General features: G+C 72.2%; 9 protein-coding genes and 1 pseudogene. 6 read left to right on the forward strand and 4 right to left on the reverse strand.

The features are described 5' to 3' along the window. Nucleotides 1-91: 91 nt before the first annotated feature. Both ACFWA9_RS35595 and ACFWA9_RS35600 read right to left on the reverse strand, forming a co-directional pair. Nucleotides 92-2,185 carry a prolyl oligopeptidase family serine peptidase gene (locus tag ACFWA9_RS35595; RefSeq protein ID WP_380393034.1) on the reverse strand — a complete coding sequence of 698 codons (2,094 nt, stop codon included), beginning with the start codon at nt 2,183-2,185 and terminating at the stop codon, nt 92-94. 119 nt (nt 2,186-2,304) lie between these two features. Next, nucleotides 2,305-3,813: an oligopeptide:H+ symporter gene (locus ACFWA9_RS35600; protein ID WP_329487955.1), complete on the reverse strand. Its 1,509-nt coding sequence runs from the start codon at nt 3,811-3,813 to the stop codon at nt 2,305-2,307. 327 nt (nt 3,814-4,140) lie between these two features. On the opposite strand from ACFWA9_RS35600, the gene ACFWA9_RS35605 reads away from it, so the two are divergent. Continuing rightward, on the forward strand, nt 4,141-4,815 hold the full coding sequence (locus tag ACFWA9_RS35605) for a response regulator transcription factor (protein WP_073924168.1): 675 nt from the start codon (nt 4,141-4,143) through the stop codon (nt 4,813-4,815). Between the two features lie 58 nt (nt 4,816-4,873). Next, nucleotides 4,874-6,121, forward strand: coding sequence for an ATP-binding protein (locus ACFWA9_RS35610; RefSeq protein ID WP_352297988.1), 1,248 nt, complete (start codon nt 4,874-4,876; stop codon nt 6,119-6,121). 60 nt (nt 6,122-6,181) lie between these two features. On the opposite strand, the pseudogene ACFWA9_RS35615 reads toward ACFWA9_RS35610, so the two are convergent. Then, a pseudogene (locus tag ACFWA9_RS35615) lies at nt 6,182-6,466 on the reverse strand (ester cyclase); the annotation flags it as partial. A 103-nt stretch (nt 6,467-6,569) separates the two neighbouring features. Beyond that, on the reverse strand, nt 6,570-7,109 hold the full coding sequence (locus ACFWA9_RS35620; RefSeq protein ID WP_352297985.1) for a GtrA family protein: 540 nt from the start codon (nt 7,107-7,109) through the stop codon (nt 6,570-6,572). A 207-nt stretch (nt 7,110-7,316) separates the two neighbouring features. Between ACFWA9_RS35620 and ACFWA9_RS35625 the strand changes: the two genes are divergently transcribed. The 4 genes from ACFWA9_RS35625 to ACFWA9_RS35640 all read left to right on the forward strand — a co-directional run bounded on the left by ACFWA9_RS35625 (nt 7,317) and on the right by ACFWA9_RS35640 (nt 10,860). Next, nucleotides 7,317-8,507 (forward strand): 5-(carboxyamino)imidazole ribonucleotide synthase, encoded by a 1,191-nt coding sequence (locus ACFWA9_RS35625; RefSeq protein ID WP_380393039.1) that lies wholly within the window; start codon nt 7,317-7,319, stop codon nt 8,505-8,507. Beyond that, complete coding sequence (gene purE, locus ACFWA9_RS35630; RefSeq protein WP_380393042.1) at nt 8,504-9,040, forward strand: 5-(carboxyamino)imidazole ribonucleotide mutase; 537 nt, start codon at nt 8,504-8,506, stop codon at nt 9,038-9,040. The genes ACFWA9_RS35625 and purE overlap by 4 nt, the downstream gene beginning before the upstream one ends. A 23-nt stretch (nt 9,041-9,063) precedes the next feature. Next, nucleotides 9,064-10,308, forward strand: a complete 1,245-nt coding sequence (locus tag ACFWA9_RS35635) for a dipeptidase (protein ID WP_380393045.1) — start codon at nt 9,064-9,066, stop codon at nt 10,306-10,308. A 120-nt stretch (nt 10,309-10,428) separates the two neighbouring features. Next, nucleotides 10,429-10,860, forward strand: a complete 432-nt coding sequence (locus ACFWA9_RS35640) for a CoA-binding protein (RefSeq protein ID WP_380393048.1) — start codon at nt 10,429-10,431, stop codon at nt 10,858-10,860. Nucleotides 10,861-10,905: the final 45 nt, after the last annotated feature.

Here is a 10,905-nt window from a genome sequence, read left to right on the forward strand (position 1 = left end):
GGCCGTAGGGGGGCCCGGGGGTCGGGTCGCACTCCCATACACGGACCCGGCGCCGGGGGGGCCACGCCCCCCCCCGCCCCCCCCCGGGTCGTTACCGGCCCCGCGCGGCGAGGCCGCGGCGCAGGAAGTCCAGCTGGTGCAGCAGCAGGTTCTCCGCCACCGTCTCGTCGCTGGGGGAGTGGGTGGCCCCGCTGAGCGGCAGCAGCTCGTGCGGGCGGCCGGCGGCGAGCAGGGCGGCGGAGAGCCGCAGCGTGTGCGCCGGCAGCACGTTGTCGTCGGCCAGGCCGTGCACCAGCAGCAGCGGCCGGCGCAGGCCGGCGGCGTCGGGGATCAGCGAGCAGGCGTCGTAGCGCTCCGGGTGCTCGTCCGGGTGGCCGAGGAAGCGCTCCTTCCAGTGGGTGTCGTACAGCCGGTGGTCGGTGGGCGCGGCCCCGGCCACCGCGGCGTGGAAGACGTCCGGGCGGCGCAGCACGGCCAGGGCGGCCAGGAAGCCGCCGAAGGACCAGCCCCGGACGGCGACCCGGTCGAGGTCCAGCAGCCCGGGGCGGGCCAGTGCGGCCTCCCGCAGGGCCTCGACCTGGTCGTCCAGGACCGGCGTGGCGATGTCCGCGAACACGGCCTTCTCCCAGTGCGGGCCCCGGCCGGGGGTGCCACGCCCGTCCACCACCAGGACGGCGAAGCCCTGGTCGGCGAACCACTGCGAGACCAGGTCGGGCCAGCCGCCGGCCGCGGTGGCCTTCTGCAGCGCGGGCCCGCCGTAGGGGTCGAGCAGGACGGGCAGCGGGCCGTCGCCGGGGCGGTGGCCGGTGGGCCGGAAGAGCGTGGCGCGCAGCTCGCGCGGGCCCAGCCGGAGCGGCTCGGGCCGGGCGGTGAGGACGGGGCGCTGCGCGTGCGAGCGCAGGTCGACGGCGGGGCGCCCGTTCCGGTGGACGGTGGTGTGCCCGCCGGGCGCGCCGGGCGTCCGCGCGGTGTGGACGAGGGTGCCGTCGCTCCGTACGCCGGTGTGCGCGCCGGGCGCGGAGCTGAGCCGTACGGCGCCCTCGGCCGGGTCGTACGACCACAGGTGGGTTTCGGTCGGCTCGGTGGAGGCGGTGAAGAGGACCTGTTCGCCGTCGGTCCCGAGCACCGAGCGCAGTTGGAGACCGGGCGGCGTGACGGGCTCGCCGCCCACGGTGAGCCGGCGGGTGTCGCCGAGGTCCGCGGCGTCGACCAGGACCCCGGCGGCGGTGCGGACGGGCAGGCCGGGGACGAGTTCGACCCAGTGCTCGTCCCGCTGCTCGGCGAGCGTCCGGGTGGCGCCGTCGGCCGGGTCCACGGCGAGGGTGCGGACGGTGCGCTGGTCCCGGCTCTGCACGGCGGCGAAGGGGCCGTGGGCGTCCCAGCCGGCGGCGGCCAGGTACTCGAACCCGGCGCGGTCCCAGCGGGCCTCGGTACGGCCGCCGTCGAGGTCCAGCAGCCAGAGCGAGACGTCGGCGTTGGCGGTGCCGGCCAGCGGGTAGCGCAGGACGCGCGGCGGCCGCGCCGGATCGGCCGGGTCGGCGAGGTGGAGGCGGGCGAGCGGGCCGTTGTCCACCCGGGCGGCCAGCAGCCGGGTGCCGTCCGGCGACCACCAGTACGCCCGGGTGCGGTGCATGGACTCGGCGGCGACGTGGTCGGGGACGCCGTACGCGACCTCGGCGTGCTCGGGCTCGGCCAGCGCGCGGTCCCCGGTGCCGTCCGCCCCGATGACGCGCAGCGCCCCGTCGCCGACGTAGGCGATCCGGCGGCCGGTCGGGTCCGGGCGCGGGTCGTAGACGCCGGTGGCGGTCGGTATCCGGCGGACGCCGCCCCCGGCGGGGTCCGCCACCCAGAGCTCCCCGCCCAGGGCGAAGACGACCGTCCGGCCGGCCCGGTCGGCGGCGAAGGCGGTGATTCCGGTGGCGTGCACGCGGGAGCGCTCGCGGCGGATCCGCTCCGCCTCGGGCACGTCCCGGCCCTCGCCGCCCAGCCCGGCCGGGTCGGCCAGCAGCCGCTCCTCGCCGCTGTCGGCGTCCAGCGCCCAGAGACAGCCGACCGGGTCGTCCCCGGCCCGGCTGCGCAGGAACAGCACCGTCCGCCCGCCGTCGCAGACGACCGGATGGGCGGGCACCCCGAGGGAGAACCGACGGGTACGGGCGAGCTGACGGGGCAGCGATTCACTCGACATGCCCGACACCCTGACACGCCTCGGGGCGGTCACGCGTCCGAAAAGGGGCCGGTACGGATCGGAAGATCCGTACCGGCCCCTCGTGCCGGGGCGTGCCCGGCGCGGTGCTTCGGGGTGCGTCAGTGGACGTTGCCCATCAGCTTCACGACCTTCTTGCGGTACATCGCCAGACCGATGCCCGCGACGATCGCCATCGCACCCTGGACCGCGAAGTACCAGGTGCTGCCGACCACGCTGTCACCGAGGACGAGCTGGAAGATGGCCGCGACGCAGTCACCGGCGGTGACGGCGAGGAACCAGACGCCCATCATCTGGCTGGCGTACTTCGCCGGGGCCAGCTTGGTGGTGACGGACAGGCCCACTGGGGAGAGCGTCAGCTCACCGACGGTCTGGATCAGGTACACCATGGCCAGCCAGAGCGGGGTGACCTTGGTGCCGCCCGCGGCAGCCGCCATGGCGAGCATCATGACGAGGAAGGAGGCGCCGATCATCAGCAGACCGAACGCGAACTTCATGGTGGTGCTGGGGTTCTTGGCCTTGTGGGAGAGGGCCACCCAGAGCCAGGCGAAGACCGGGGCCAGCGCCATGATGTACAGCGGGTTCAGCGACTGGAACCAGGTCGACGGGAAGTCGAAGCCGAACAGCGTGGACGAGGTGTTCTCGTCCGCGAAGATGCTCAGAGTCGAGCCCGACTGGTCGTAGATCATCCAGAACACGGCGGCGGCCACGAAGAACCAGATGTAACCGCTCATCTTGGACTGCTCGCCCGCGTCGAGGTCCTTGTCGCGCTTCACCTTGGCGAAGACGAACACGGGAAGCGCGATGCCGGCGATGGAGAGCGGCCAGATCGCCCAGTTGATCGTGAAGTGGCCGGTCAGCGCGACGACCGCGTAGAACACGGTGGCCAGCGCCAGCCAGAAGCCGGCCTTCCTGAAGATCACGCGCTTCTCGGCTGCCGAGATCGGCGAGGTCACCACGTCGCTCTTGGCGCTCAGGTGGCGGCTGCCCAGCATGAACTGGATCAGGCCGATCGCCATGCCGACACCGGCGAGGGCGAAACCGAGGTGCCAGTTGACGCTCTGGCCGATGGTGCCGATCACCAGCGGCGCCGCGAAGGCACCGAGGTTGATGCCCATGTAGAAGATGGTGAAGCCACCGTCACGGCGAGGGTCGTTCGGACCGTCGTACAGGTGGCCGACCATCGTCGAGATGTTTGCCTTCAGCAGGCCGGAGCCGAGCGCGATGAACGCCAGGCCGACGAAGAACGACACGCTCGCCGGAACGGCCAGCAGGAAGTGGCCGATCATGATGATCGAGCCGCCCACCGCGACGGTCTTGCGGGCACCGAGGAATCGGTCGGCGATCCAGCCGCCCGGCAGGGCCAGCAGGTAGACCATGGCCGTGTACACGCTGTAGACCGCGCTGGCCACGGCCATCTTCATGCCGAGACCGCCCTCCGTGATGGAGGCAGTCATGTAAAGGACCAGCAGGGCGCGCATGCCGTAGTAGCTGAAGCGCTCCCACATCTCACTCATGAAGAGAGTGGCGAGTCCACGGGGGTGCCCGAGGAAGGTCTTGCCGCTGGGAGAGGCCGACTGAATGCCGGACTCCAGGGTCGTAGACGCCATGTGTAGTGGTTCCTTGCTGACAGCGTCCGCCTAGGGGGGTACGGCGGACGTGGACCAAACCACTGTACGTGGCCAGATTTGGCGTTATCAGCTGACAAAACACGCCAATTAGGTATGGCGATGGCAAAGTCTGCGATCAATCTGATCGATAGATCCATGGTAGGGCTGGACATGTTCCTTCGGATGCAAGACCCAGCCGTGGAATCTTCGCCGAACAGGCGGTTGGGGCATGTCCGTTGAGCGGTGATCGCGCTCCGTATAACGATCACGCTCTGTGAACTACCTCACAGCGCAGGCCCCCTATCCCCGGCGGACTACCATCACCACATGACCTGTGTGCTGCTCGCCGAGGACGATCCGGCGATCTCCGAACCGCTCGCCCGGGCCCTGCGACGCGAGGGCTATGAGGTGCTCGTCCGCGAGGACGGTCCGGCCGCACTGGCCGCCGGGCTCACCGAGGAGGTCGACCTCGTCGTCCTCGACCTCGGTCTTCCCGAGATGGACGGCCTGGAGGTCTGCCGCCGCCTGCGGGCCGACGGCAAGAGCTGCCCCGTCCTCGTCCTCACCGCCCGTGCGGACGAGGTGGACACCGTGGTCGGCCTGGACGCCGGTGCCGACGACTACGTCACCAAGCCCTTCCGCCTCGCCGAACTGCTCGCCCGCGTCCGGGCCCTGCTCCGGCGCGGCAACGTGGACCAGCTCACCACCGGCGCGCACGGGGTGAAGATCGACATCGAGTCCCACCGCGCCTGGCTCGGCGAGGAGGAGCTGACGCTCTCCGCCAAGGAGTTCGAGCTGCTGCGGGTGCTGGTCCGGGACGCCGGGCGGGTGGTCACCCGGGAGGAGATCATGCGCCAGGTCTGGGACACCACCTGGTGGACCTCCACCAAGACGCTGGACATGCACATCTCCTGGCTGCGCAAGAAGCTCGGCGACGACGCGGCCAACCCCCGCTACATCGCCACCGTGCGCGGAGTGGGCTTCCGCTTCGAGAAGAACTAGCCCCTGTAAGAAGAAGTAGCCCCGGCAAGGGGAACGAACCACCACGGGGAGCGGCAGCGTGAAACGCCGGATGATCAACTCGCTGCTGGGCGTCGTCCTGGTGGTGGTCGCGGTGTTCTGCGTCCCGCTCGCCCTGGTCGAGAAGCGCACCATCGTGAACTCGGCGCAGGACCGGGTGGACGCGGCCGCCGTCCGGGTGCTCGCCCTGGTGGAGAACCGGCTCTCCGCGGGCGAGCCGGTCACCGGCGACAAGTTCGCCAACCAGGTCACCGACGGCCAGTACGTCGAGGTGGACATCCCCGGCAAGACCGTCGTCTCCAGCGGCGAGCGGCCGGCCGGGACCCACCTGCTGAAGTCCGTCGAGCAGGGCGCCAGCGGTGAGACCGTCACCGTCGAGCAGTCCCGGGCCGGCGTCGACCACGAGATCGCCAACATGCTGCTGCTGCTCGGCGTGGTGGCGCTGCTCGCCGTCCAGGCGGCCGTCGCCCTGGCCGTCTGGCAGGCCAAGCGGCTGGCCCGGCCGCTCACCGACCTCGCCGAGACGGCCGAGCGGCTCGGCTCCGGCGACCCGCGCCCGCGCGACCGCCGCTACGGGGTGCCCGAGCTGGACCGGGTCGCCGAGGTGCTGGACGTCAGCGCCGAGCGGATCGCCCGGATGCTCACCGCCGAACGGCGGCTCGCCGCCGACGCCTCGCACCAGCTGCGCACCCCGCTCACCGCGCTCTCCATGCGGCTGGAGGAGATCACCGCGGTCGCCGAGGATCCGGAGACCGTCAAGGAGGAGGCGACCATCGCCCTCCAGCAGGTCGAGCGGCTCACCGACGTCGTCCAGCGGCTGCTCACCACCCAGCGGGACCCGCGCAGCCCCACCGCCGTCGCCTTCGACCTGGACGACGTGGTCAAGCAGCAGGTGGAGGAGTGGGGCCCGTCGCTGCGCGGCACCGGCCGGGTGCTCCAGGTGGAGGGCCTGCACGGGGTCACCGCCGTCGGCACCCCCGGCACGGTGGCCCAGGTGCTGGCCACCCTGATCGAGAACTCGCTGATGCACGGCGCCGGGCTGATCACCCTGCGGGTGCGGCCGTCGGGGACGTCGGTGGTGGTCGAGGTGCAGGACCAGGGCGCCGGGGTGCCGCCGGAGCTGGGCAACCGGGTCTTCGAACGGGCGGTCAGCGGGCGCAACTCGACGGGGATCGGCCTGGCGGTGGCCCGCGACCTCGCGGAGGCGGACGGCGGCCGGCTCGAACTGCTCTCGCTGAAGCCGCCGGTGTTCGCCATCTTCCTGGGCCGCAGCCAGCGCGAGGCCTGAGCGGCAGGTCCTTCGCTCGGCGCTCCCGGTCCGGCCCGTGCGGTGCTCTCAGAACCGGGTGTCGCGGACCACGTCCAGGTCCGTGAAGGTCGGCGGCTCGTCGCAGAGCGCGACCAGCTCCCGGAAGATCCGGTCGGTCTCGGGCAGCGCGGAGTTCTTCATCGCGTCCTCGTAGGAGGCGAACTCGACGATCTCCACCAGGTGCCGCGGGTCCGCGCGGTCGGCGCCGACCATCGCGTGTCCGACCGTCCGCCGGCCCTCGGTCTGTTCGGCCCAGCTGTCCATCAGCCGGTTGAGGTCGTCCACCTTGTCGGTCTTGCAGTCGATGATCTGGACGAACGCCATGGCGAGCCTCCTGGGATCCCCCGGGCCTCGATCGTTCGCCGGCCGTGCTCGCCCTCGGTCACCACTGTCCTCCCGCCCGAGCGGGCGGGGCAAGGGGGCGGGCCTATTCGGCCTTGGCGTACCGGATCTCCTCGGCGGCGAGCACCAGCTCGGCCTGCGCGACGACCTCGGCCGCCGGGGCGGGCTCGGCGCCGGTCTCCGGGACGGCCGTGAAGACCCAGGTCCGGTAGGAGACGAAGCGGAACACCGTGGCCACCGCGAGGCCGGCCACCTTGGCGGCCAGCTGCTCGAAGTGCGAGTCCAGGCCGAGCACGTAGACCGAGAAGCCCAGCACCCCGGTCTCGATCAGCATCCCGGCGCCGCTGAACAGCAGGAACAGCGTGATCTCGCGCTTGCGCGAGGCGGCGTCGCGGTCCCGGTACAGCCAGTAGCGGTAGCCGAGGTAGTTGGTCGCGATGGCCACCAGGGTGGCGGCGATGTTGGACCGCAGCGAGGCCAGGTGGAACCCGTTGATGCAGACCCAGAAGACGGCGAAGTTGACCACCACACCGCTCAGGCCGACGATGCCGAACTTCACCACCTCGCCCGACAGACCGCGCAGTCTCTGCGTCAGCGGGGGGTTCGACGCTGCGGTCGTCGCCATACCGGGCTGCCTCCATGTGCTGCGGACGAGGGGGCCCGGAGCGGATGCGCGGCTGGCCCCTTGAGCCCTGCGTGCACGCACATGATCGGACCACGCGTACCAGGACCTAGCGGCCCAGGCTACCCGGTTCCGCCGATCGGCTCAGCCCCCCGGGCTCCTCGCCCCCTGGGACGGTGCCCGCCGGCCGTACGGTTCCATGGCGGTTCCATGGCCCCCGACCGGCCCGGATATCCTGGCGGGGTGACTTCCCCGGGCAATGCGAATTTTCCAGTAGTGGGCATGATCGGCGGCGGGCAGCTGGCCCGGATGGCACACCAGGCGGGCATCCCGCTCGGGGTCCGGTTCAAACTCCTCGCCGACACGCCCCAGGACTCCGCCGCGCAGGTGGTCTCCGACACCGTCCTCGGCGACTACCGCGACCTCGACACGCTGCGCCGCTTCGCGGCCGGCTGCGATGTGATCACCTTCGACCACGAGCACGTGCCGACCGAGCACCTGCGGGCCCTGCAGGCCGACGGCGTGGCCGTCCGGCCCGGCCCGGAGGCGCTGGTCAACGCCCAGGACAAGGGCGTGATGCGGACCAGGCTCGACTCCATCGGGGTGCCCTGCCCCCGGCACCGGATCGTCTCCGGCCCGGCCGACGTGACGGCCTTCGCCGAGGAGGGCGCCGGCTACCCGGTCGTCCTCAAGACCGTCCGCGGCGGCTACGACGGCAAGGGCGTCTGGGTCGTCGACGACGAGGAGCAGGCGCACGCGCCGTTCCTGGCCGGCGTCCCCGTGCTGGCCGAGGAGAAGGTGGACTTCGTCCGCGAGCTGGCCGCCAACGTGGTCCGCTCGCCCAGCGGCCAGGCCGTCGCCTACCCGGTGGTGGAGAGCGTCCAGGAGAACGGCGTCTGCGCCGAGGTGACCGCCCCGGCGCCGGACCTCGACCCGGCGCTGTCCGACGAGGCCCAGCAGCTGGCCCTGCGGATCGCCGGCGAGCTGGACATCACCGGCCACCTGGCGGTCGAGCTGTTCCAGACCCGGGACGGCCGGATCCTGGTCAACGAGCTGGCCATGCGCCCGCACAACTCCGGGCACTGGTCCCAGGACGGCGCCGTCACCTCGCAGTTCGAGAACCACCTGCGGGCCGTGCTCGACCTGCCGCTCGGCGACCCCCGGCCGCGCGCCAAGTGGACCGTCATGGTCAACGTGCTCGGCGGCGACTACCCGGACATGTACCACGCCTTCCTGCACTGCATGGCCCGTGACCCCGGCCTGCGGATCCACATGTACGGGAAGGACGTGAAGCCCGGCCGCAAGGTCGGTCACGTCAACGTCTTCGGGGACGACCTCGACGACGTCCGCGAGCGCGCCCGTCACGCGGCCGCCTACCTGCGAGGAACGATCACCGAATGACCTCCACTTCCCACGGCCCCCTGGTCGGCATCGTGATGGGCTCGGACTCCGACTGGCCGGTCATGGAGGCCGCGGCCCAGGCCCTCGACGAGTTCGAGATCCCCTACGAGGTGGACGTCGTCTCCGCGCACCGGATGCCGCGCGAGATGGTCGCGTACGGCGAGGAGGCCCACCGGCGCGGCCTGAAGGCGATCATCGCGGGCGCCGGCGGCGCGGCCCACCTGCCGGGCATGCTCGCCTCGGTCACCCCGCTGCCGGTCATCGGCGTCCCGGTGCCGCTGCGCTACCTGGACGGCATGGACAGCCTGCTGTCGATCGTCCAGATGCCGGCCGGGGTGCCGGTGGCCACCGTCTCGGTGGCGGGTGCGCGCAACGCGGGCCTGCTGGCGGTGCGGATGCTGGCCGCGTTCGACCCGGAGCTGACCGAGAAGATGACCGACTTCCAGGCCGAGCTGAACAGCCAGGCCACCGAGAAGGGGAAGAAGCTGCGGGCCAAGGTGGCCGGTTCCGCCTCCTTCGGCTTTGGAAAGTAGTCATACCGGATACAACAGCTCGTATGACCTCTGAGCTGTTGGACTCCGCTGAGCGGCCCGACCCGGCCGCCCTGCTGGACCGTGCCCGCGCCCTCCTCCGCGACACCCCCGTGGTGGACGGCCACAACGACCTCCCCTGGGCGATGCGCGAGCAGGTCGGCTACGACCTCGACACGCTCGACCTGGCCGCCGACCAGAGTTCACGGCTGCACACCGACCTCGCCCGCCTCGCCGCGGGCGGGGTCGGCGCGCAGTTCTGGTCCGTCTACGTCCCCTCGCGGCTGGCCGGCGACCACGCCGTCAGCGCCACCCTGGAGCAGATCGACTTCGTCCGGGCCCTGGCCGCGCGCTTCCCCGACCGGCTCCGCCTCGCGTTCACCGCCGAGGACATGGAGGCCGCCCGCGCCGACGGCCGGATCGCCTCCCTGATGGGCGCCGAGGGCGGCCACTCCATCGACTCCTCGCTGGCCACCCTGCGCGCCCTGTACGAGCTCGGCGTCCGGTACCTGACGCTCACCCACAACGACAACACCCCGTGGGCCGACTCCGCGACCGACAAGCCGGCGGCCGGGGGCCTGACCCGGTTCGGCGAGGAGGTCGTCCGGGAGATGAACTGGCTCGGCATGCTGGTCGACCTCTCGCACGTCTCCGCCGACACCATGCGCGACGCGCTGCGGGTCAGCGAGGCGCCGGTGCTCTTCTCGCACTCCTCGGCGCGCGCCGTCTGCGACCACCCGCGCAACGTCCCGGACGACGTGCTCGGCCGGCTGGCGGCCAACGGCGGCGTGGCGATGGCCACCTTCGTCCCGAAGTTCATCCTGCCCGCCGCCATCGAGTGGACCGCCGCCGCGGACGAGAACATGCGCGCCCACGGCTTCGACCACCTCGACACCACCCCGGCCGGGATGGCCTGCCAGCGGGCCTTCGAGCAGGCCACCCCGCGCCCGGTCGCCACCCCGGCCACCGTCGCCGACCACCTCGACCACATGCGCGAGGTGGCCGGCATCGACCACATCGGCATCGGCGGCGACTTCGACGGCACGGCGTTCCTCCCGGCCGGGCTGGACGACGTGGCCGGCTACCCCAACCTGATCGCCGAACTGCTCGGCCGGGGCTGGTCGCCGACCGACCTCGGGAAGCTCACCTGGCACAACGCGGTACGCGTGCTGCGCGACGCCGAGGCCGTCGCGCGCGAGCTGCGGACCACCCGCCGTCCGTCCATCGCCACCCTCGCGCAGCTCGACGGCCTCGACGGCCTCGCAGGCTGAGCACGGCCTCGACGGCTGAGCACCAGCGCGGCCGGCCGTTCCCGGCCCGGTCCGCCAGGGAATGGCCGGGCGGACCGGGGTGCTGCCAGTGGGGAGTCCGCGGCTGCGAGGAGGCAGGGCATGTACGGCGACCCGGAGACGGTCCGCAAGATCCTTACCGAGCTGGGCGACACCTGGGCCGTGGTCGGCCTGTCGTCCAACCGCCGGCGCGCCGCGTACGGCGTCGCCGAGGTGCTGCAGCGCTTCGGGAAGCGGATCGTGCCCGTGCACCCGAAGGCCGAGACCGTTCACGGGGAGCAGGGGTACGCCTCGCTGGCGGACATCCCGTTCCAGGTCGACGTGGTCGACACCTTCGTCCGGTCCGACCTCGCCGGCGCGGTGACCGACGAGGCCGTGGCCATCGGCGCCAAGGGCGTCTGGTTCCAGCTCGACGTGGTGGACGAGGCCGCCTACGAGCGGGCCCGCGCGGCCGGTCTCGCGATGGTGATGGACAAGTGCCCCGCCATCGAGATCCCCCGGCTCGGGCTCGGGCTCGGCGGGCGGTTCGGTTAGCACGCACGAGGCCCGCCGGTCGTCGGTACGACCGGCGGGCCTCGG

This window comes from Kitasatospora sp. NPDC059973 (assembly GCF_042737525.1).
In the GTDB taxonomy this organism is placed as follows: domain Bacteria; phylum Actinomycetota; class Actinomycetes; order Streptomycetales; family Streptomycetaceae; genus Kitasatospora.